A 21,838-nucleotide genomic window follows, 5' to 3' on the forward strand; every position below is an offset into this window, starting at 1 on the left:
GATCAGGACCGCACTCCGGTCCCCTCCGCCACAAGCGGAGGGGACCGCGGGGCCCCACCCCGACAGAGCACCGCACTGCGACAGCACCCGTCGCACGTCGAGGAGACGAGAACGAACCATGGCTGATGACAGCTCCACCGCCGCGAGCGCGACTGTCCCCGTGCCTTCACCCGCGCCGGTCGCCGAGGGCGAACCGCTGCTGAAGGTCAACGGGCTGGTCAAGCACTTCCCCATCAAGAAGGGGCTGCTCCAGCGCCAGGTGGGGGCCGTCCAGGCCGTGGACGGTCTCACCTTCGACGTCCGCCAGGGCGAGACCCTCGGCGTCGTCGGCGAGTCCGGCTGCGGCAAGTCCACGATGGGCCGCCTGGTGACCCGGCTGCTCGAGCCCACCGGCGGGAGGATCGAGTTCGAGGGGGTGAACATCACCCACCTCGGCACCTCGCAGATGCGCCCGCTGCGCCGGGACATCCAGATGATCTTCCAGGACCCGTACTCCTCGCTGAACCCCCGGCACACCGTCGGCACCATCGTCGGCGCCCCGTACCGGCTGCAGAACATCAAGACCGAGCACGGCATCAAGCGCGCGGTCCAGGACATGCTGGAGCTCTGCGGCCTCAACCCGGAGCACTACAACCGCTACCCGCACGAGTTCTCCGGCGGCCAGCGGCAGCGCATCGGCATCGCCCGGGCGCTGGCGCTGCGGCCGAAGATGATCGTCGCGGACGAGCCGGTCTCGGCCCTGGACGTGTCGATCCAGGCGCAGGTGGTCAACCTGCTGGACGACCTGCAGAAGGAACTCGGCCTCACCTACATCGTCATCGCGCACGACCTCTCGGTGGTCCGCCACGTCTCCGACCGGGTCGCGGTGATGTACCTCGGCAAGATCGTGGAGCTGGCCGACCGCGAGTCGCTCTACGCGGGGCCGATGCACCCGTACACCAACGCTCTGATGTCGGCCGTCCCGGTGCCCGACACCAAGCGCAGGGGCGCCGGGCAGCGCGAGCGGATCCGGCTCACCGGCGACGTCCCCTCGCCGATCAACCCGCCCTCGGGCTGCCGCTTCCGCACCCGCTGCTGGAAGGCCCAGGACGTCTGCGCCTCCCAGGAGCCGCCGCTGGTGGCGCTGAAGACCGGTCACCAGGTCGCCTGCCACTTCCCGGAGAACCCGCCGGCCTAGCGTGAGGTGTCGGAGGGGCGGCGGTCGGTCCGCCGTTCCTCCGACACGGTAGAACTGGGGCTGTGACCTCGCAGATCTTCACCCCCGACGTGCAGCAGGTGCTCGACCTGATCGGGATCTTCGTCTTCGCCCTCTCCGGCGGGCTGCTGGCCGTGCGCAAGAACCTCGACATCTTCGGCATCGCCGTGCTCGCCGAGGTCACCGCGCTCGGCGGCGGGGTGTTCCGCGACCTGGTGATCGGCGCGGTACCACCGGCGGCGTTCCAGAACATGGGGTACTTCTTCACCCCGCTGGTGGCCACCCTGGTGGTCTTCTTCCTGCACCCCGAGGTGCAGCGGATCAACGGCACCATCCAGCTGCTGGACGCGGCCGGCCTCGGCCTGTTCTGCGTCACCGGCACCGCCAAGGCGCACGACTACGGCCTCGGCTCGGTCGCCGACATCGCGCTCGGCATGCTCACCGCCGTCGGCGGCGGTGTGGCCCGCGACCTGCTGGCCCACGAGCTGCCCTCGCTGCTGCGCTGGGACCGCGCCCTCTACGCCGTCCCCGCCCTGGTCGGCGCGGGCATGGTGGCCGTGCTGATCTGGCTGAACGCGCTGGACGGGGTCACCGGGACGCTCGCCGCGCTGGTCGCCTTCACCCTGCGGATGCTGGCGCTGCGCTACGACTGGCGCGCCCCCAGGGCCTGGCACCGGGGGAGCTCCAGCAGCGGGGGCGAGAGCGGCTGACGGCGCATCAGGCCTCGACCCGGCCGCCGTACTCCTGGGAGACCGCCTCGGCCGTCCGCAGCAGCTCGGGCACCAGCCGGCGCAGGGTGCCCATCGGGGCGACCACCGTGGGCGTGGAGATCGAGCAGGCCGCGATCACCCGCCCGTCGATGCCCCGGATCGGCACCGCCACGCAGTTCACCGTCTCCTCGTACTCGCTGCGGTCCACCGCCCAGCCCTGCTCGCGCACCGTGGCCAGCTCGGCCAGCAGCGCCTCGGGGGTGCGCAGCGAACGGGCCGTGTAGGCGGGGTACTCCAGGGTCGCGGCGACCTCGCGCCGCCGCGCCTCCGGCAGGTCCGCCAGCAGCACCTTGCCGACGGCGGAGGCGGTCAGCGGCGCCCGCTTGCCGATCCGCGAGTACATCCGGACCGGGTAGCGGCTCTCCAGCTTGTCGACATAGGTGACCTCGCCGTCCTCGTACACGGCCAGGTGCACGGTGTGCCCGCAGCGCTCGTTGAGCGCGGCCAGGTGCGGGGCGGCGACCACCCGGACGTCGATGCTCTCCAGCGCGAGCTGGGCCAGCGAGAACAGCTTGCCGCCGAGGCGGTAGCGGTAGTCCGGCTGGCGGTGCACGAAACCGTGCTCCTCCAGGGTGCGCAGCAGCCGCATCGCGGTGGACTTGTGCACCCCGATCCGGTTGGCGGCCTGCTCCAGCGAGGCCGGGCCCTCGGCCAGCGAGGCGAGGATCACCAGCGCCCGGTCCACCGTCTGTGCCATCCAGTCCCGCCTTGCCCGGTCTCGATCTGTCCCCGGATCCTAGGGACCCGTTGCACAGAGCGCAACGCGGGAGGCGGCGGCCGGTGGCGCGAGGCCGGAGCCGGGGCCGTCGCGGTCCGGGTCCGGACCGTGGCACCGTGGCCGCGCCGCTCCCCCTACACTTGATCCCGCCATGCCCTATCTCGACCATGCCGCGACCACCCCGATGCTCCCCGAAGCGGTCAGCGCCATGACCGCACACCTCGGCAGCACCGGCAACGCCTCCTCCCTGCACGCCGCCGGCCGCCGAGCCCGCCGCGTGGTCGAGGAGTCCCGCGAGACCCTCGCCCTGGCCCTCGGCGCCCGTCCCAGCGAGGTGGTGCTGACCGGCGGCGGCACCGAGTCCGACAACCTCGCGGTCAAGGGCCTCTACTGGGCCCGCCGCGACGCCGATCCGGCCCGGGTCCGGATCCTCTGCAGCCCGGTCGAGCACCACGCCGTGCTGGACGCGGTGGAGTGGCTGGAGCGGCACGAGGGGGCCAGGGTCGACTGGCTGCCGGTGGACGGCCACGGCCGGGTGCACCCCGAAGCCCTGCGCGAGGCGATCACCGCGAACCCGGCCGATGTGGCGCTGGTCACCGTGATGTGGGCCAACAACGAGGTCGGCACCATCCAGCCGGTGCGGGAACTCGCGGCGGTGGCACGGGAGTTCGCCATCCCGATGCACGCCGACGCGGTGCAGGCCTTCGGCCAGCTCCCGCTCTCCTTCGCCGACTCCGGCCTGGACGCGCTCACCGTCACCGGCCACAAGATCGGCGGCCCCTACGGCATCGGCGCACTGCTGCTGACCCGCGCCGCCACCCCGGTCCCGCTGCTGCACGGCGGCGGCCAGGAGCGCGACGTCCGCTCCGGCACCCTGGACGTGCCGGCCGCGGCCGGCTTCGCGGCGGCGGCGGCGATCGCAGCCGAGCGGCAGCCGGAGCACGCCAGGACCCTCGCCGCGCTGCGCGACGAGCTGGTGATCGCGGTCCTGGGCGCGGTTCCCGACGCGGTCCTCAACGGCGACCCCACGGCCGAGGGGCGGCTCTCCGCCAGCGCCCACTTCTCCTTCCCCGGCTGCGAGGGCGACGCCCTGCTGATGCTGCTGGACGCCCGCGGCATCGAGTGCTCCACCGGGTCCGCCTGCTCGGCGGGCGTGCCCCAGCCGAGCCATGTGCTGCTGGCGATGGGCGTGGAACCCGCGCTGGCCCGGGCCTCGCTCCGGTTCTCGCTCGGCCACACCTCGACCGCGGCGGACGTGGCGGCGCTGGCGGCGGCGATCGGCCCGGTCGTCGAGCGGGCCCGGATGGCCGGCGCGGCGTCGCGGCGCTAGCCCGGCGGTCCGGGACGGCGCGGGGCGGGCGCCGCGTCCGCCGGAGGCGGGTTCTGGGGAAAGCGATTGTCTTGCTGCTGGGGACGGAACGTACCCTGGGGGCATCATGACTGACTTTCCCGGTGCCCCCGACGTCTCCGATCCCGCGACCGCGCCCCTCGGCGGCGGACGCCTGCGCGTGCTCGCCGCGATGTCCGGCGGCGTGGACTCCGCTGTCGCCGCCGCCCGGGCCGCGGAGGCCGGGCACGAGGTGACCGGGGTGCACCTGGCGCTGTCCAGCAACCCGCAGTCCTTCCGCACCGGCGCCCGCGGCTGCTGCACGCTGGAGGACTCCAGGGACGCCCGCCGGGCCGCCGATGTGATCGGCATCCCGTTCTACGTCTGGGACCTGGCCGAGCGCTTCCGCGAGGACGTCATCGACGACTTCGTGGCCGAGTACGCCGCCGGGCGCACCCCCAACCCCTGCCTGCGCTGCAATGAGAAGATCAAGTTCGCGGCGCTGCTGGACAAGGCGGTCGCCCTGGGCTTCGACGCGGTCTGCACCGGCCACTACGCGCGGATCCTGACCGGCCCCGGCGGCGTCCGCGAGCTGCACCGCGCGGTGGACCCGGCCAAGGACCAGTCGTACGTGCTGGGGGTGCTGGACACCGAGCAGCTCGACCACGCCATGTTCCCGCTCGGGGACACCCCCAAGGAGCAGGTCCGCGCCGAGGCCGAGCGGCGCGGCCTGGCCGTTGCCAAGAAGCCGGACAGCCACGACATCTGCTTCATCGCCGACGGCGACACCCAGGGCTTCCTGGAGCAGCGCCTGGGCACCGCCCCCGGCGAGATCGTCGACGTGGACGGCACCCGGCTCGGCGAGCACAGCGGCGCGTACGGCTTCACCATCGGCCAGCGCAAGGGCCTGCGGATCGGCCACCCGGCGGCGGACGGCAAGCCGCGCTACGTGCTGGACATCTCCCCGGTCGACAACCGGGTCACCGTCGGCCCGGCCGAGGCCCTGGACGTGGCCGGGCTGACCGGCATCAGGCCGCGCTGGTGCGGGTCCACCCCGTTCACCGCGGGCGCCTGCACGGTGCAGCTGCGGGCCCACGGCGAGCCGGTGGCGGCTACGGCCGCGCTGGTCGACGGCGAGCTCAGGGTCGAACTTGCCGAGCCCGCCCGGGGGATCGCTCCGGGCCAGGCGGTGGTGCTCTACGACGGCACCCGGGTGGTCGGCTCGGCCACCATCGCCACCACCGAGCGCGCCGTACTCACCCACTGACCCGTACCGACCGACCCGTACCGACCGACCCGTACCGGGGGACCCGCTCATGAACGTCACCGTCTTCTGCTCCGCCTTCGACCTGGACGAGCGCTACACCGGCCCGGCCCGGGAGTTCGCCCGGCTGCTCGGCGAGCGCGGCCACACCCTGGTCTGGGGCGGCTCCCATGCCGGCCTGATGGGGTTGGTCGCGGACGAGGCCAAGGCGGCCGGCGGCAAGCTGGTCGGCGTCTCGGTCGAGCTTCTCTCCCACAAGACCTACCAGGGCGCCGACGAGCTGGTGATGACCCGTGACCTGGCCGAGCGCAAGGCCGTGCTGCTGGCCCGCGCCGACGCCATCGTGGTCCTGGTCGGCGGCCTCGGCACGCTGGACGAGGTCACCGAGGTGGTCGAGCTGAAGAAGCACGGCCTGCACATCAAGCCGGTGGTACTGCTCGACACCGAGGGCTTCTACCAGGGGCTGCGCACCCAGCTCGACCGGATGGAGGCCGAGGGGTTCCTGCCGAAGCCGCTGGACCAGCTGGTCCGCTTCGCCCAGGACCCGGCCGAGGCCCTGGCCCTGCTCGAAGGCTGACCCTTCCCGCTCAGTCGCCCTCCTCCGGGTACGGGGCGCTGGGCTGGGCCCGGGGCAGGTGCGGCAGCGGCGCGGGGGCGGAGCCCGGTGCCGGGGTGGGAGCCGGGATGGTGATCGGCCCGCTCCACGGCTCCACGAGCTCGGTGTCCGTCTCGGGCGCGGTCTCCCGCAGCTCCCCGGCCTCCGCCTCCTCCGCGGCCGTGCCGACCGCACCGCGCCGGAGCAGCAGGCCGAGGCCCTCCCTGGTCGCGACCACCACCACCCGGTCCTCGTCGGTCAGCAGCCGTCCCGGGTCCGGGTTCCAGTGCAGCGGTGCGCCGCGGCCCTGGAGCCCGACCACCCGCCAGCCGCCCGGACGGAAGGCGTCGCCGACGGTCCGGCCCGCCAGCGCCACCCGGCCGCGCACCCCGAGGGTGGCGACCAGCAGCATCTGCCGCTCGACCGGGATCGCGGCCAGCACCTGACGCCCCATCATCGCCGCCGCGAAGGCCGGCGCGGCGAGGTAGGAGACACTGCGGCTGCGGGTGGGGACCTGCGGATAGGAGGCGTTCAGGGCGCGGTAGACCGTGCTGGCGAAGGCGTCGTCGAAGAGCCGCAGCACCACCCGCAGATCGGGCCGCTGTTCCCTGGCGTAGAGCACCGCCTCCAGGTTGACGCTGTCATTGCTGGTCAGCGCCATCAGCGTGCGGCAGCGGCTGATCCGGGCGTCGCGGTAGACCTCGGGCTGCGAGATGTCGCCGATCACCACCGGGACCTGCAGCTTGCGGGCGCGGGCCACCCCGAGGGCATTGGGGTCGCGCTCCACCGCCACCACCGGCACCCGCATCTCGGCCAGCCGTTCCAGCACCCGGCTGCCGACCTTGCCCAGCCCGATGATCACGATGTGGTCGGCGATGCTGCGCCGGGGCCGGTCCAGCACGCTGACGTTGTGCAGCGCGCCCAGGCTCTCCAGGACCAGCGCCAGCACCAGCGGCATGATCAGCATCCCGGCGAAGACCGAGAGCACCTGCAGTATCTGCCGCGCCAACGGGGCGTCCTCGGCCGGGTTCCCGGCCGCCGCCACATCCATCAGCACCTGGTAGAAGGACAGCGCCGGCGACTCCCCGGTGGCCAGCCAGGTCGCCACGGTGATCACCGCGACGAAGCCGGCCAGGCCGAGCGCCGCCTTCCGCACCCGCCGGGAGAACAGCGCGCCCAGCGGCAGCCGGGGGAAGCGCGGCCCGGGCAGGGCGGGCGGGTTGGGGTCGTGCCGCAGCCGCAGCACGGCCCTGGTGCCGGCCTCCGTCGCGGCGGCGGCCTGCTCCGCGGAGGGGAGCAGGGTGTGCACCGGGTTGTCGCCGGAGCCGACCAGGTTGCCGGTGCGCGGGGCGAGCAGCGCCAACGGCACGGTGCCGGGCTCGGTCTCGGCGCCGATCGGGGACTCGGCCACCGAGAAGGTGCCGCCGTCGATCGGGATCAGCTGGTTGCGGTCGGTCACGGCGGCCGAGACCAGGGCCGGGGTCGCGGTCTCCGAGGCGGAGAGCACGGCGGTGGACCCGCCCGCGTGGTCGGCGTGGTCGGCCTCCCGGTCCAGCAGGTGCTCGAGCCGCTGCCCGAGGGCGTTGCCGAAGACCCGGATCACCAGCCGCAGCCGGGGGTTGAGCCCCCGGGCCAGCAGCGCGGCCTGGGTGACGGCGGGGTCGTCGTCCATGGTCAGCGCGAGCGCGGTGGCCTCGGCGATCCCGGCGGCGATCAGGGTGGCCTCGTCCGGACTGCGCCCGGTGATCACCGTGACCGAGCCGTCCTCGGTGGCCAGCGCCGCGAGTTGGGGGCCGTGGCCCTGCTCCGGGTCGGGAATGACCAGGGTCACCCGCTCGCGGTAGAGGTGGATCAGCTCGAGCGCCAGCCGGTGCGTCAGCGCGTCGCCGCCGCAGACGATCATATGGCCCGGTGGCAGCGGCGCGGCGGACTCCGCGGCCGGTGCCGCTGTGCCGTTCAGTGGATGGGTCACGAACCCATCGTGATGGATCATCATCTGTGCCGGGCGTGATACCAATGAAGACATGGCAACACATCTGATCACTGGCGCGGGCTCCGGCATCGGCGCGGCGGTCGCGGCACGGCTCGCGGCGCGCGGGGACGAGCTGTGGCTGCTGGCGCGGGACGCCAACCGGGCGGCGGTGCTGCGGAAGCTGTATCCCGGGGCCAATACGCTGATCGGCGACCTGGCCGTGCCGGACCGGCTGTCCTGGGCGCTGGGGCAGCAGACCCAGCCGGTGCGGCTGGACTCGCTGCTGCACATCGCCGGGGTGGTCGACCTGGGCCTGGTCGGGGATCTGGGCACCAAGGTCTGGAACCGGACCCTGGCGGTGAACCTGGTCGCCCCGGCCGAGCTGACCCGGCTGTTCCTGCCCACGCTGCGGGTCACCCGGGGACACGTGGTCTTCGTCAACTCGGGTGCCGGGCTCACCGCGCACCCGGAGTGGGGGGTCTACGCGGCCTCCAAGTTCGGGCTCAGGGCGCTCGCCGACTCGCTGCGCGGCGAGGAGCGCGGCAACGGGGTCCGGGTCACCTCGGTCTACCCCGGCCGCACCGCCACCCCGATGCAGGAGAAGGTGCACGCGCAGGAGGGCAAGCCCTACGACGCCGCCGCCTGGATCGACCCGGAGTCGGTGGCGACCGCCATCGTCACCGCCCTCGACCTGCCCCGGGACGCCACGATCACCGACCTGACGGTCCGTCCGGGCGGCTGACGTCCGTCCGGCAGGTGTCCGGACGGAACGTCAGAGCGCGGTCCGGGCGGACGCCCTGAGCAGGCCGCGGGCGGCGACCAGGGCGGTCGCCAGGGCGAAGCCGAGCAGCACCGCGCAGCACTCCAGCACCCGCGGGGCCTCGCCCGCGAGCGCGGCCCGCAGCGCGCCCGCGCCCCAGTAGCCGGGGGAGGCCGGGGCGATCGTCCTGACCCAGTGCGGCAGCGCGGACAGCGGGACGAACGCGCCGCCGAGGCTGCTCAGCAGCATCCCGCCGATGTCGTAGCCGGCGGACAGCTCGCCGTGGCTGCGGGCCAGCACGCCCAGCGCCGAGCCGAGGCCGAGCAGGGTCAGCGTCCAGCAGAGCAGGGCGGCGCCGAGCAGCGGCAGGTGGTCCAGCCGCAGGCCGAGGGCGAGCGCGCCGAAGCCGAGGACCACCGCCTGCTGGGCCAGCAGCGCGGCGAGCACCGGGACGGCCTTGCCGGCCAGGATCTCCAGCGGGTGCGCGGTGGTGGCCCGCAGCCGGTCCCAGGTGTGCCACAGCCGCTCGGTGAGGATGGAGCCGCCGACGATGCTGAGGGCCAGCAGCGAGAAGGTGATCAGCGTGCCGGTCACCGCCTGGACGGTGCCCGCCGCGGTGCCCTCGGCGGCGGTGTAGAGCGGGCGCAGCAGGGTCACGAACACCAGCGGCAGGATCATCCGGCTCGCCAGCGGGCCGGGTTCGCCCAGCAGCAGCGCGGTGTTGTGCCGGACCAGCGCGGCGCAGCGGCGCAGCGGGGCCGGCAGCGGCACGGCGCCGAGGGCGGTGGTCCGCAGTGCGGAGTCAGGCAGCACGGGGGATCTCCGGTGCGGTGGCGGGGGAGTGGTCGGCGAGGGAGCGGTAGAGGTCGTCCAGGTCGGGCCGGCGGATGTCGACGGTGCTGGGGGTGCAGCCGGCCGCGAGCAGCGCGGCCAGGTCGGCGGGGGCGTCGGCGGTGCTGATCCGGGTCTCGCCGCCGTGTTCGGTGGCCCGGGCCAGGAACCGCTCGGGGAGCGGGTTGCCGCCGCTGAGCCGCAGCCGCAGTTCCCCGGGCAGCCGCCGGGTCAGCTCGGCCCGGCTGCCCCTGGCGATGATCCGGCCGGCCCCGGCGACGGCCAGGGTGGCGTCCAGGTCGGCCAGTTCGGGCAGGTAGTGGGTGGTGTAGAGGACGGCGGTGCCCTTCGCCGCGCGGGCCCGTACCGCGTCCAGCAGGGCGGTCCTGGTCTCCGGGTCGGCGCCGGCGGTGGGCTCGTCCAGCAGCAGCAGCGGCGGGTCGCCGATCAGCGCGGTGGCGGCCTGGACCCGGCGGCGCTGGCCGCCGGAGAGCAGCCCGGCCGGCCGGTCGAGTACCTCGGTGAGCAGCAGTTCCGCGCCGAGTGCGGTGATCCGCTTCGAGAGCACTGCTCCGCTCAGCCCGGCCAGGGCGCCGAAGAGCCGGAGCTGCTCCCGGGCGGTCGCGGCCGGGTAGAGCGCGATCTCCTGCGGGGCGAGGCCGATCAGCCGCCGAACCCGGCGCGGGGAGCGCAGCACGTCCAGGCCGCCCACGGTGATCCGCCCGGAGTCGGGGCGGGTCAGGCCGGTGACCGCTTCCACGAAGGTGGACTTGCCGGCCCCGTTGTGGCCGATCAGCCCGGCGATCTCGCCGGGGGCGACGTCCAGGCTGAAGCCGTCCAGGGCGGCGGTGCCGCCGTAGCGCTTGACCAGTGCGTGCGCGGAGAGCAAGAGGGCCTCCTCGGCCGGTCCCAGTAAATGATCTACGCTGTATAGATCTACACTGTAGAGCCATGAGTGGGCGAAGGCAAGAGATCCTCGACGCAGCGCTGCTGATCGCCGACGAGCGCGGGCTCGCCGGGGTCTCCATGCGGGCCGTGGCCGAGCGGGTCGGGGTCACCCCGATGGCGCTGTACCCGCACGTCGGCAGTAAGGCCGCGCTGCTGGACGGGATGGTCGGACGGCTGCTCGGCGACCTGGTCCCGGCGATGGAGGCGGAGGGGGAGTGGCCCGCCCTGCTCGCCGCCTACGCCCGGCAGGCGCGGGTGATGGTCGCGCGGCACCCCTGGGCGGTGAACCTGATGTTCGGCCGCCCTGCGGTCACCCCCGAGGCGGTGCGCTTCGTGGACGCGATCTACACCGCGCTGCTCGCGGCCGGGGTCCCGCCGGCGCAGGTGCCCCGGATCGAGCGCCTGGTCAGCACGTTCATGCTGGGCTTCGCCGCGTCCGAGGCCGGGGGCCGGTTCGGTCCCGGCACGCTGGACCCGCGCGGACGCCGGGGCCAGCTGCCCGAGGGCGTCCTGCCCGGCCATGCCGCGCTGGCCCCCTGGCTGGACCGGCCGGTGGACTGGTCCGCCGAGTTCGAGGCCGACCTGGCCGACCTCCAGCGCATGATCGCCGCGATCGCCGGCGCCGGGGACGGCACGGAGCCGTCCGGCTCCCGTACGCTGCCCGGGTGAGCGCTGAGAGCACGTTTCCGCAGTTGGCAGGACCCGGGGCGACCGGCATCGGCTCGATGCCGGGGACGGACGCCCGCGAGGCCGCGAAGACCGTCACCGGCTCGCTGGAAGCCCTGCCCCACCTGCCCGAACTCCCCGACCGGGGCCCCGGCGCGGACATGGTCGGGCGCAGCCTGGGCCTGCTGGTGGAGCTGTTCGCCCGGGTCGAGCCGTCCGGCTGGCGCTTCGGCGACCACCCGGGGCGGGACACCCGCCGGGCCCGCTCCTGGCTCGGCGAGGACCTGGACGCGCTGGAGGAGCACACCCAGGGCTGGACCGGGCCGCTGAAGATCCAGGCGGTCGGCCCGTGGACCCTGGCCGCGAGCGTGGAACTGCAGCGCGGGGAGAAGGCGCTGGCCGACCCCGGCGCCGTCCGCGACATCGCCGCCTCGCTGGCCGAGGGCCTGCGGCTGCACCTGGCGGACCTCCGCCGGCGGATCCCCGGCGCGCAGCTGGTGCTGCAGCTGGACGAGCCCTCGCTGCCGGCCGTGCTGTCCGCCCGGGTGCCCACCGCCAGCGGCTGGCAGCGGCTGCGCGCGGTCGACCGGCAGGTCGCCGAGGAGACGCTGCGCTCGCTGATCGGCCCGCTGGACCTGCCGGTGATCGTGCACTGCTGCGCCGCGGACGTCCCGCTGCCGCTGCTGCGCCGCGCGGGCGCGGCCGGGGTCTCGCTGGACTTCGCTCTGCTGACGGAACGTGACGACGACGCCATCGGCGAGGCGGTGGAGGACGGCACCGTGCTTTTCGCCGGTGTGGTGCCCGCCGTCGGACCTGCTCTGTCAGACCCGGCCGGTAGTGTCAGCGGTGTCAGGACGTTGTGGCGCAGGCTGGGTCTCGACCCCGGTCTGCTGGCCCGACGCGTCGTGGTGACCCCCAGCTGCGGTCTGGCCGGGGCCTCCCCGGCGTACGCACGGCTCGCGTTGTCACACAGCGTGACCGCTGCGCAGAGCCTGGCCGACAACCCGGAGTAGATGGAGGAGAGTGGCGTGACCGACGCGGACCGGGCAAGGCACGCGCAGTTGGCGCAGGAGCTGCAGGACCACCGCACCCGCTACTACGCCCATGACGCGGCCACCATCAGTGACGCCGAGTTCGACCTGCTGATGCGGGAGCTGGAGGCGATCGAGGAGCGCCGCCCGGAGCTGCGCACCCAGGACTCGCCGACCCAGCAGGTCGGCGGGGCGCTCTCCGAGGACTTCGCCAAGGTCACCCACCGGGAGCGGCTGCTCAGCCTGGACAACGCCTTCACCGACGAGGAACTGGACGCCTGGGGCGAGCGGATAGAGCGTGACCTGGCCGGCCAGCCGTACCACTTCCTGTGCGAGCTGAAGATCGACGGGCTGGCCATCAACCTGACCTACGAGCACGGTCGGCTGACCCGCGCCGCCACCCGGGGCACCGGCCGGGTCGGCGAGGACATCACCGCCAACGCCCGTACCATCGCCGACATCCCGGAGCAGCTGGCCGGGGAGAACCCGCCGGCCCTGGTGGAGATCCGCGGCGAGGTCTACATGTCGACCGAGGACTTCGAGCGGTTCAACGCCGCGCTGGTGGCGGAGAACGAGCGGCGCAAGGAGGAGAACGTCCGGCTGCTCGCCGAGGGCAAGCGCCCGCACGCGCTGGAGAAGCTCTACTCCAACCCCCGGAACACCGCCGCCGGATCGCTCCGGATGAAGGACCCGCAGGCCACCGCGGGCCGGCCGCTGCGGATGCTGGTGCACGGCATCGGGGCGCGCGAGGGCTTCGACATCGACTGCCAGTCGCACGCCTACGAGCTGCTGCACGCCTGGGGGCTGCCCACCGCCCGGCACAACAAGGTGGTCGGCTCACTGGCCGAGGTGAAGGAGTTCATCGCCTACTACGGCGACAAGAACCGGCACTCGGTCGAGCACGAGATCGACGGCGTGGTGGTCAAGGTCGACGAGATCGCACTGCAGGGGCGGCTCGGCGCCACCTCCAAGTCGCCGCGCTGGGCCATCGCCTGGAAGTACCCGCCGGAGGAGGCGGTCGGCAAGTTGGAGCGGATCGAGGTCGGCATCGGCCGCACCGGCCGGGCCACCCCGTTCGCGGTGCTGGCCGAGCCGGTGCTGATCGCCGGGTCGATGGTGCAGTACGCCACCCTGCACAACCAGGAGGTGGTCAAGAGCAAGGGGGTGCTGCTCGGGGACACCGTGGTGCTGCGCAAGGCGGGCGAGATCATCCCGGAGATCCTCGGCCCGGTGGAGGACCTGCGGGACGGCAGCGAGCGCGAGTTCGTCATGCCGACCCACTGCCACGAGTGCGGCAGCGAACTGCGCCCGATGGCGGAGGGGGACATCGACCTGCGCTGCCCCAACGCCCGCTACTGCCCGGCCCAGATCCGCGAGCGGATCGCCTACCTCTGCGGCCGGGAGTCGCTGGACGTCGACAACTTCGGCTACGTGGCCGCGGTCGCGCTGACCCAGCCGTTGGAGCCGGCCACGCCGCCGCTGACCAACGAGGGCGACATCTTCGACCTGTCGATGGACCAGCTGCTCCCGATCCGGGCGCTGGTGCGCGATCCCAAGACCGGTCTGCCCAAGGTGGACGAGACCACCGGCGAGCAGAAGGTCGTCTCGTTTTTCGCCAATCTCAAGGGCGAGCCCAAGAAGACCGCCGTGCTGATGCTGGAGAACCTGGAGGCGGCCAAGCAGAGCCAGCTGTGGCGGTTCGTCAACGGACTGTCCATCAGGCGGGTGGGGCCGGTCGCCGCACAGGCCCTGGCCAGGGAGTTCCGCGACCTGGACCGGATCGCCGCCGCCTCCGAGGAGGAGCTCGCGGCCACCGAGGGGGTCGGGCCCGGGATCGCCGCGGCGATCACCGCCTGGTTCGCCGAGGACTGGCACCGGGAGATCATCGAGAAGTGGCGCGCCGCCGGCGTCCAATTCGTCGAGGAGGGCGGCGAGGAGGAGGGTCCGCGCCCGCTGGAGGGGCTGACCGTGGTGGTCACCGGCACCCTCGCCGCGCACACCAGGGACGGCGCCAAGGAGGCACTGCAGGCGCGCGGGGCCAAGGTCACCAGCGCCGTCTCCAAGAAGACCGACTTCGTGGTGGTCGGCGACAACCCCGGTTCCAAGTACGAGAAGGCGATGCAGCTGAAGCTCGCCGTGCTGGACGACGAGGGCTTCGAGGTGCTGCTCGCCGAAGGGGCGGACGCGGCCAGGGCGGCAGCACTCCCCGTAGTCGAGGAGGCACCCTGAATTACTGTCAAAAGTGATCTAACGCCTCGTCAAGTTACTTAACGCAAAGGCAAATACGGGCATGCTGGGCAAAACGCAGCCCGGACCTGCCGGTAACGACACCGCTGTGTTACAGCTGTCCGATTCACTGCCACTCCAGAAGTCCCGGCTTTACCCTTGAAAACAACCCGCTCCCTCAGCGGGCGAACGGGGAACAAGAGGACCACTTCATGGAGCGCACGTCGAGGCTCGGCCGTGCCCCGGGTACGGGCCGGGCCGGGCCGCGGGTCAGGGCCGCCGCTCTGATCGGCATGCTGGTCGTGGGAGCGGCGCCGCTGCTGCCGCTCGCCCTGCTCACCACCCGTCACGACCCCCGGCTCCTGCCGCTGTTCGCGGTGCCGCTGGCCGTCCTCTACGCCGCCTGGCACATCGCCAGGGAGCGGGCCAGGGACCAGGCCACCGACCCGCTCACCGGGCTGGCCAACCGGGACGCTCTGCTGCGCGCCGCCCGCACCGCCATCGCCCATGCCGAGCAGCACCCGGGCCGCCGGGTGGCGCTGATCGTCTTCGACCTGGACCGCTTCCGCTCCCTCAACGACACCCTCGGCCATGCCGTCGGCGACCGGCTGCTGGTCCAGGTCGGCCGTCGGCTGCGCCGCGCGGTGGAGGACAGCCCGGTCGGCGCCGCCGCCCCGCTCCCGCTGGTGGCCCGGCTCTCCGGCGACGAGTTCGCGGTGCTGCTGCCCGACGCCGGGGAGCACCCGGTCCGCACCGCCCGGGCCCTGGTCGCCGAACTGGCCGCGCCGGTGTACCTGGACGGCCTGCAGCTGGTGCTGGAGTCCAGCGCGGGCGTGGCGGTCACCCCCGCCGACGCGGCCGACGCCGAGACCCTGCTCCGCCGCGCCGACGTGGCCATGGCGCACGCCCAGCGCACCCGCAGCGGGGTCGAGGGCTACCGCCCGGAGCAGGACGCCGACACGCCGCAGCGGCTCGGCCTGCTCGGAGATCTGCGGCGGGCCCTGGACACCGACCAGGTGAAGATCCACTACCAGCCCAAGGTCGCCTTCGACGGCCATGTGGTCGGCCTTGAGGCCCTGGTCCGCTGGAACCGCGAGGGCCACGGCCCGGTCAACCCCGAGGAGTTCGTCGGCCTGGCCGAGTCCAGCGGGCTGATGCCCCGGCTCACCGACTACGTGCTGGAGGCCGCGGTCACCCAGCTCGCGGCCTGGCGGGCCGAGGGCATGGCGGTCCAGGTCGCCGTCAATGTCTCGCCCCGCGACGTGCTCCGCCCCGGCTTCGCCCGCTCCATCGCCGACCGGCTGGCCCGGCACCAGCTCCCGGCCGGCGCACTGCAGCTGGAGATCACCGAGCGGCTGCTGCTGGAGGACGGCCAGCTCGCCGCCGACACCCTGGAGGAACTGCGCGGCCACGGGGTCGGCATGTCCCTGGACGACTTCGGCACCGGCTACAGCTCGCTGGTCCGGCTGCGCCGACTGCCGGTCGGCGAGCTGAAGATCGACCGCTCCTTCGTCAGCCGGATGGTCGCCGACGACCACGACGCGGCCGTGGTCCGCTGCTCGGTCCAGCTGGCCCACTCGCTCGGGCTGACCGTGGTCGCCGAGGGCGTCGAGGACGACGAGACCTGGGAGCGGCTGCACGCCATGGGCTGCGACGCGGTCCAGGGCTGGCTGGTCTCCGCCGCCCTCCCCGGCGACCAGGCCACCGCCTGGCTCCGGATCCGCAACGCCGCCGCCCCGCTGATCCCGCCGCAGCCCTACGGCTCCGTCGCCCCCGCCTGATCCGGCACCGCCTGATCGGCCCCCGCCCGAAACGGCTGTGCGGCGGTGGCGGCGGCGTCCGTAGGATGGGCCCTGCCCCGCTGTCAATAGACTGGGGCCGGTAACCGGATACTCACCACCCCGAAGGGGATCGCTGCATGCCTGGCATTACGCGCGAGGAGGTCGCCCACCTCGCCCGGCTGTCGCGGCTGGAGCTCAAGGCCGAAGAGCTGGACCACTTCGCCGAGCAGCTCAACGACATCGTCGACGCGGTCGCCCGCGTCAGCGAGATCGCCGCCGAAGACGTACCGCCGACCTCGCACCCGCTGCCGCTGACCAACGTCATGCGCCCGGACGTGGTCCGCCCTTCGCTCACGCCCGCCGAGGCCCTGGCCGGCGCCCCGGCCGCGGAGGAGCAGCGCTTCCGCGTGCCCCAGATCCTCGGGGAGGACTAACAGCATGACCGACCTCATTCACAGCACCGCCGCCGACACCGCCGCCGCCATCGCCAAGGGCGAGGTCTCCGCGGTCGAGGTGGCCCAGGCGCACCTGGACCGGATCGGCGCCGTCGACGAGAAGGTGCACGCCTTCCTGCACGTCGACACCGAGGGCGCGCTCGCCGCGGCCCGCGCCGTGGACGACAGGCGGGCCAAGGGCGAGGAGCTCGGCCCGCTGGCCGGGGTCCCGCTGGCGCTCAAGGACGTCTTCACCACCAAGGGCGTCCCCACCACCGCCGGATCCAGGATCCTCGAAGGCTGGGTCCCGCCCTACGACGCGACCCTGACCAGCCGGCTCAAGCAGGCCGGCGTGGTCATCCTCGGCAAGACCAACATGGACGAGTTCGCCATGGGGTCCTCCACCGAGAACAGCGCCTACGGCCCCACCGGCAACCCCTGGGACCTCTCCCGGATCCCCGGCGGCTCCGGCGGCGGCTCCGCCGCGGCCCTGGCCGCCTACGAGGCCCCGCTGGCCATCGGCACCGACACCGGCGGCTCGATCCGCCAGCCCGGCGCGGTCACCGGCACCGTCGGCGTCAAGCCGACCTACGGCACGGTCTCCCGCTACGGCCTGATCGCCTTCTCCTCCTCGCTGGACCAGGGCGGGCCCTGCGCCCGTACCGTGCTGGACGCGGCGCTGCTGCACGAGGCCATCGCCGGGCACGACCCGCTGGACTCCACCTCCATCGACACCCCGGTGCTCCCGCTGGTCGAGGCCGCCCGCAACGGCGCCCACGGCGACCTCAAGGGCCTGCGGGTCGGCGTGGTCAAGGAGTTCTCCGGCGAGGGCTACCAGCCGGGGGTGATGCAGCGCTTCAACGAGTCCGTGGAGGTGCTGCGGGCGCTCGGCGCGACCGTGGTCGAGCTGTCCTGCCCGTCCTTCACCTACGCGCTGCCCGCGTACTACCTGATCGCGCCGTCCGAGGCCAGCTCCAACCTGGCCCGCTTCGACGCCATGCGGTACGGGCTGCGGGTCGGCGACGACGGCAGCCGCTCGGCCGAGGACGTCACCGCGCTGACCCGGGCCGCCGGGTTCGGCCCCGAGGTCAAGCGCCGGATCATCCTGGGCACCTACGCCCTGTCCTCCGGCTACTACGACGCCTACTACGGCTCGGCGCAGAAGGTGCGGACCCTGATCACCCGGGAGTTCGACCGCGCCTTCGCCGAGGTCGACGTCCTGGTCTCGCCGACCACCCCGACCACCGCCTTCCCGATCGGCGAGCGTGCCGACGACCCGATGGCGATGTACCTGGCGGACCTCTGCACCATTCCGTCGAACCTGGCCGGCAACGCGGCCATGTCGGTGCCCTGCGGGCTCGCCCCGGAGGACAATCTCCCGGTCGGCCTGCAGATCATCGCCCCCGCCCTGGCTGACGACCGGCTGTACCGGGTAGGTGCGGCGGTCGAGGCGGCACTCAACGACAAGTGGGGACACCCCCTGCTGGAGGAGGCACCGGCACTATGACGTCGACCATCGAGAAGAAGAGCGGCCTTTCCGCGACAGCCGGCAAGGCCAAGCAGCTCAAGGGCTTCAAGCACTCCAAGCCCGGCATCCTGTTCGGCATCGGCGGCAGCGCCTTCGGCGCCTTCGGGGTCTTCAAGGACATCCGCAAGGCCCGCGCCGAGGGCGACACGCTGAAGCTGGTCAACGCCGCCGTCGCCGCGGTGGCCCTGGTCACCGGCACCGCCCTGCTGCTCCGCGAACTGCGCCAGCTCGGCGACGACGACATCCTGCTCGGCTGAGCATCCGTGCACGTGAACGACGAAGAGGGGACGCAGCAGTGAGCGTCATTGACCTGGTGCCGTACGACGAGGCGCTGGCGACGTACGACCCCGTGATGGGCTTTGAGGTCCACATCGAGCTGGGAACCGCCACCAAGATGTTCTGCGGCTGCTCCACCGAGCTGGGCGCCGAGCCCAACTCACAGGTGTGCCCGATCTGCCTGGGGCTTCCCGGGTCGCTGCCGGTGGTGAACGCGATCGGCGTGGAGTCCGCGATCAAGATCGGGCTCGCGCTGAACTGCGAGATCGCCGAGTGGTGCCGCTTTGCTCGGAAGAACTACTTCTACCCGGACATTCCCAAGAACTTCCAGACCTCCCAGTACGACGAGCCGATCGCCTTCAACGGCTACCTGGACGTCACGCTGGAGGACGGCGAGGTCTTCCGGGTGCAGATCGAGCGCGCCCACATGGAGGAGGACACCGGCAAGTCCTCCCACATCGGCGGCGCGACCGGCCGGATCCACGGCGCCTCGCACTCGCTGCTGGACTACAACCGGGCCGGCATCCCGCTGATCGAGATCGTCACCAAGCCGATCGAGGGCGCGGGCAGCCGCGCCCCCGAGGTGGCCAAGGCGTACGTGGCCGAGCTGCGCGAGGTGATCAAGGCGCTGGGCGTGTCCGAGGCCCGGATGGACAAGGGCCAGATGCGCTGCGACGTCAACCTGTCGCTGCGTCCGCACGGCCGCGAGCAGTTCGGCACCCGCTCGGAGACCAAGAACGTCAACTCGCTGCGCAGCGTCGAACGGGCCGCCAGGTTCGAGATCCGGCGGCACGCCGCGGTGCTGAACGACGGCGGCAGCATCGTCCAGGAGACCCGCCACTTCCACGAGGAGGACGGCAGCACCACCGCCGGGCGGATCAAGGACAACGCCGAGGACTACCGCTACTTCCCCGAGCCCGACCTGGTGCCGGTGGCCCCGTCCCGGGAGTGGGTGGACGAGCTGCGGGCCGCGCTGCCGGAGATGCCGCGGGTGCGGCGGGACCGGCTGCAGGCCGAGTGGGGCATCTCCGACCAGGAGATGCAGTCGGCGCTGAACGCCGGCGCGATCGAGCCGATCCTGGACACCATCACCGCCGGCGCCCCCGCCGACCAGGCCCGCAAGTGGTGGATGGGCGAGATCGCCCGCCGCGCCAACGAGTCGGGCAGCGAGCTCGGCGCCCAGCCGATCACCCCGGCGCAGGTCGCCAGGGTCTGCGCGCTGGTGGCCGAGGGCGCGCTGAACGACAAGCTGGCCCGGCAGGTGATCGAGGGCGTCCTCGACGGCGAGGGCGACCCGGACCAGGTGGTCGCCAAGCGCGGCCTGGCCGTGGTCTCCGACGACTCGGCGCTGGGCACGGCCGTGGACGAGGCCATCGCGGCCAACCCGGGCATCGCCGACAAGATCCGCGACGGCAAGCTCGCCGCGGCCGGCGCGCTGGTCGGCGCGGTCATGAAGGCCACCCGCGGCCAGGCGGACGCGGCCAGGGTCAAGGAACTGATCATGGAGCGCCTCGGCTGAGGCTCAAAGACGGCAGGGGGCCCGGGGTCATCTCCCCCACAGGGGGGACCCCGGGCCTTCGTCCCACGCCTGCCCGCGACGAGGAACTGTGCACCTGGCACGGCCGCAAGGGCGAACGCACGAGCTTTGCCCTGGCGACTAGCATGCATCCGGTTCAAGGGCCTCGCCGTCCGCCTGGAGAAGGCTCAACAGGTCGGTTCCCCGAAAACGACGCCCTCTATTATTCGAAGGGGAACTTGTCTGCGAGGGCCGGCTTCAGGTCCGACAACCATTTCGCTTCCGAGTCGTAGTGAGCAAAGAACGGCCGCCCCACCAGCGACGCGTCGCGCGCCTGGATGAGCCGGAGCACAAACAGCCGCTCGCCGTTGATCTCCGTGACGCCCTCGACACACACCTTGCCGGGCACGGCCGACATGGACGGGCCGCGGACGGTCCGGCAGAGGCCGGAGACTGAGGCGTAGGCATCCCGGAAGATCTCGTACGCGCGGCCGAGCGGGACGGCGAAGTGATCTTGAGGGCCGGTGTCGCGCTCGACGAACATGTAGTAGGGGATCATCCCCATGGCGTGCTGTTGCCGCCACATGTCCGACCAGTCGCCGGGGTTGTCGTTGATCGATCGAATCAGAGGGGCCTGCGTCCGGATGATCGCGCCCGTTGAATGGATGCGGCGGACTGCCTCGGAGAGCAGCCGCGGTGCCATCTCCCGCGGATGGCTGAAGTGCGCCATGAAGGCGAGATTCTTTCCGGCGCCGACGACCCGCTCGAACAGCCGGAGCGTGTCGTCGGCGTCCGGGTCGGTCACGAACCGCTGCGGCCAGTACGCCAGGGCCTTGCTCCCGATCCGGATCGATTCGAGCTGCGGCAGTTCCAGTAGCGGCTCAATGTAGCGCTTGAGAACTGGCTCACTCATGATCATGGGATCGCCGCCAGTGATGAGTACGCTGGTGACGTCCGGATGTGCCAGCAGATAGTTACGCAGGTTCTCGACGTCGTCGGAGGCGAATTTCAGATTCGGCTCTCCGACGAACTGCGCCCAGCGGAAGCAGTACGTGCAGTATGAATGGCAAGTCTGGCCCTGCTTGGGGAAGAACAGCACCGTCTCTCGGTACTTGTGCTGGATGCCCTCCATCTCGTCGGGGACGTTCAGCTCCATCTGCCCGGCGGGATGCGGGTTCAGCTTCATCCTGACCTCATGGGCTGCGCGCTGGATCTCGTGGCTCGGTACCTCTCGGCGGAGCAGGTCCGCGATCCGGGCCACATCCGATTCGGGCAGCATGTCCTCCTGGGGGAAGACGAGCCGGTAGATCGGGTCGTTGGGGGCAGCGGACCAGTCGATCAGCTCATCCACCACGTAAGTGTTCGTCCGGAAGGGCAGGACCGTGGCCACGGCTCGAATCGCGAGCCTCGCCTCGGGCCCGAGTCCGGTTCGGGCAACCAACTCATCGAGGTGCTTGGTGGTGTAGGCACGGAAGCGGTGCGTGGTGGGCGCCGACATATCGGCCGACTCGGCGAACGGTGTGTTGACGAGCAATGTCACTCGCGGACCCTTCTCTGGTGCCGATGATGTACGGACTGGTGTCACAACCACTGGTGATGGCAATGCAAAACGCGTGGATGCCAGCAGAGGCTCACTATTAATCTTCATGCTTACCAGTCGCGCGGGCCATGAATTCCCAAGCCTCGAAGGATCTCCGAGGGCGTGGGCCTGCTGGGTACCGATGAAGAATTGGCTCGCATCGGCGGCTTGCTGGACCAGTGAATGGAGATCGGCCCGGCGGCTGACCCCTGCCCGAGCCGTCCAGTCCCTGCTGCCTGTCATCCGACTCTCCGTCCCGGTACTGGCTACGCTCCGTATCTCTGACCGTCCTGATGCCCCGTCACAGCAACGACCACCAACTCCGGCAGCACCAGTGGCGCACCGAGTACCAGTCCTGCGCCGGCTGCCGCGCACGACCGTCGCCACGGCAACCCACTCCCCGCCGTCAACCCCCGGAAAC

Annotated in this window: 18 protein-coding genes and 1 pseudogene; 14 read left to right on the forward strand and 5 right to left on the reverse strand. The window is 72.4% G+C overall.

Translation table 11 applies throughout. From position 1 onward, the window contains the following. The first annotated feature begins 118 nt into the window (after positions 1 to 118). Together ACEZDG_RS23530 and ACEZDG_RS23535 are read left to right on the forward strand one after the other, a co-directional pair. Positions 119 to 1,177: an ABC transporter ATP-binding protein gene (locus tag ACEZDG_RS23530; RefSeq protein WP_380512757.1), complete on the forward strand. Its 1,059-nt coding sequence runs from the start codon at positions 119 to 121 to the stop codon at positions 1,175 to 1,177. Positions 1,178 to 1,239: 62 nt separating this feature from the next. Beyond that, entirely contained in the window at positions 1,240 to 1,905 is a 666-nt protein-coding gene (locus tag ACEZDG_RS23535; RefSeq protein WP_380512759.1) for a trimeric intracellular cation channel family protein, read from the forward strand. 7 nt (positions 1,906 to 1,912) lie between these two features. Here the strand turns inward: ACEZDG_RS23535 and ACEZDG_RS23540 are convergent, their stop codons facing one another. After that, a complete protein-coding gene (locus ACEZDG_RS23540; RefSeq protein ID WP_380512761.1) occupies positions 1,913 to 2,662 on the reverse strand; it encodes an IclR family transcriptional regulator in 750 nt (249 codons plus the stop codon). Between the two features lie 172 nt (positions 2,663 to 2,834). Between ACEZDG_RS23540 and ACEZDG_RS23545 the strand changes: the two genes are divergently transcribed. The 3 genes from ACEZDG_RS23545 to ACEZDG_RS23555 all read left to right on the forward strand — a co-directional run bounded on the left by ACEZDG_RS23545 (position 2,835) and on the right by ACEZDG_RS23555 (position 5,851). Further along, positions 2,835 to 4,013, forward strand: coding sequence for a cysteine desulfurase family protein (locus ACEZDG_RS23545; protein ID WP_380512763.1), 1,179 nt, complete (start codon positions 2,835 to 2,837; stop codon positions 4,011 to 4,013). A gap of 106 nt (positions 4,014 to 4,119) precedes the next feature. Continuing rightward, entirely contained in the window at positions 4,120 to 5,277 is a 1,158-nt protein-coding gene (gene mnmA / locus ACEZDG_RS23550; RefSeq protein ID WP_380512765.1) for a tRNA 2-thiouridine(34) synthase MnmA, read from the forward strand. Between the two features lie 49 nt (positions 5,278 to 5,326). Continuing rightward, the gene (locus tag ACEZDG_RS23555; protein WP_380512767.1) at positions 5,327 to 5,851 is read left to right on the forward strand and encodes an LOG family protein; all 525 of its coding nucleotides are present in this window, start codon (positions 5,327 to 5,329) and stop codon (positions 5,849 to 5,851) included. Between the two features lie 10 nt (positions 5,852 to 5,861). Here ACEZDG_RS23555 and ACEZDG_RS23560 read toward each other — a convergent pair whose 3' ends face one another. Beyond that, positions 5,862 to 7,841: an NAD-binding protein gene (locus ACEZDG_RS23560; RefSeq protein WP_380512769.1), complete on the reverse strand. Its 1,980-nt coding sequence runs from the start codon at positions 7,839 to 7,841 to the stop codon at positions 5,862 to 5,864. 52 nt (positions 7,842 to 7,893) lie between these two features. On the opposite strand from ACEZDG_RS23560, the gene ACEZDG_RS23565 reads away from it, so the two are divergent. After that, positions 7,894 to 8,583, forward strand: a complete 690-nt coding sequence (locus ACEZDG_RS23565; RefSeq protein ID WP_380512770.1) for an SDR family oxidoreductase — start codon at positions 7,894 to 7,896, stop codon at positions 8,581 to 8,583. A 30-nt stretch (positions 8,584 to 8,613) separates the two neighbouring features. On the opposite strand, the gene ACEZDG_RS23570 is transcribed toward ACEZDG_RS23565, so the two are convergent. Continuing rightward, positions 8,614 to 9,414 (reverse strand): ABC transporter permease, encoded by an 801-nt coding sequence (locus tag ACEZDG_RS23570; RefSeq protein ID WP_380512772.1) that lies wholly within the window; start codon positions 9,412 to 9,414, stop codon positions 8,614 to 8,616. Then, positions 9,404 to 10,321: an ABC transporter ATP-binding protein gene (locus ACEZDG_RS23575; protein WP_380512774.1), complete on the reverse strand. Its 918-nt coding sequence runs from the start codon at positions 10,319 to 10,321 to the stop codon at positions 9,404 to 9,406. Before ACEZDG_RS23575 ends, ACEZDG_RS23570 begins: the two co-directional genes overlap by 11 nt. 62 nt (positions 10,322 to 10,383) lie before the next feature. Between ACEZDG_RS23575 and ACEZDG_RS23580 the strand changes: the two genes are divergently transcribed. From ACEZDG_RS23580 to gatB, 8 genes and pseudogenes are all read left to right on the forward strand, one after another. After that, on the forward strand, positions 10,384 to 11,049 hold the full coding sequence (locus ACEZDG_RS23580) for a TetR/AcrR family transcriptional regulator (protein ID WP_380512776.1): 666 nt from the start codon (positions 10,384 to 10,386) through the stop codon (positions 11,047 to 11,049). Next, entirely contained in the window at positions 11,046 to 12,059 is a 1,014-nt protein-coding gene (locus tag ACEZDG_RS23585) for a methionine synthase (protein ID WP_380512778.1), read from the forward strand. Before ACEZDG_RS23580 ends, ACEZDG_RS23585 begins: the two co-directional genes overlap by 4 nt. Beyond that, positions 12,060 to 14,306, forward strand: coding sequence for an NAD-dependent DNA ligase LigA (gene ligA / locus ACEZDG_RS23590; RefSeq protein ID WP_380512779.1), 2,247 nt, complete (start codon positions 12,060 to 12,062; stop codon positions 14,304 to 14,306). A gap of 239 nt (positions 14,307 to 14,545) precedes the next feature. Continuing rightward, a pseudogene (locus ACEZDG_RS23595) lies at positions 14,546 to 16,084 on the forward strand (putative bifunctional diguanylate cyclase/phosphodiesterase); the annotation flags it as partial. A gap of 137 nt (positions 16,085 to 16,221) precedes the next feature. Next, entirely contained in the window at positions 16,222 to 16,518 is a 297-nt protein-coding gene (gene gatC / locus ACEZDG_RS23600; RefSeq protein WP_030262330.1) for an Asp-tRNA(Asn)/Glu-tRNA(Gln) amidotransferase subunit GatC, read from the forward strand. A gap of 4 nt (positions 16,519 to 16,522) precedes the next feature. Beyond that, positions 16,523 to 18,025 (forward strand): Asp-tRNA(Asn)/Glu-tRNA(Gln) amidotransferase subunit GatA, encoded by a 1,503-nt coding sequence (gatA, locus tag ACEZDG_RS23605; protein WP_380512782.1) that lies wholly within the window; start codon positions 16,523 to 16,525, stop codon positions 18,023 to 18,025. Next, entirely contained in the window at positions 18,022 to 18,303 is a 282-nt protein-coding gene (locus ACEZDG_RS23610; protein WP_380512784.1) for a hypothetical protein, read from the forward strand. The genes gatA and ACEZDG_RS23610 overlap by 4 nt, the downstream gene beginning before the upstream one ends. 38 nt (positions 18,304 to 18,341) lie before the next feature. After that, a complete protein-coding gene (gene gatB / locus ACEZDG_RS23615; RefSeq protein ID WP_380512786.1) occupies positions 18,342 to 19,841 on the forward strand; it encodes an Asp-tRNA(Asn)/Glu-tRNA(Gln) amidotransferase subunit GatB in 1,500 nt (499 codons plus the stop codon). Positions 19,842 to 20,061: 220 nt separating this feature from the next. Here gatB and ACEZDG_RS23620 read toward each other — a convergent pair whose 3' ends face one another. Continuing rightward, entirely contained in the window at positions 20,062 to 21,378 is a 1,317-nt protein-coding gene (locus ACEZDG_RS23620) for a KamA family radical SAM protein (RefSeq protein WP_380512788.1), read from the reverse strand. Between the last annotated feature and the right edge of the window lie 460 nt (positions 21,379 to 21,838).

Source organism: Streptacidiphilus alkalitolerans, assembly GCF_042511045.1.
GTDB classification, from domain to species: Bacteria; Actinomycetota; Actinomycetes; order Streptomycetales; family Streptomycetaceae; genus Streptacidiphilus; species Streptacidiphilus alkalitolerans.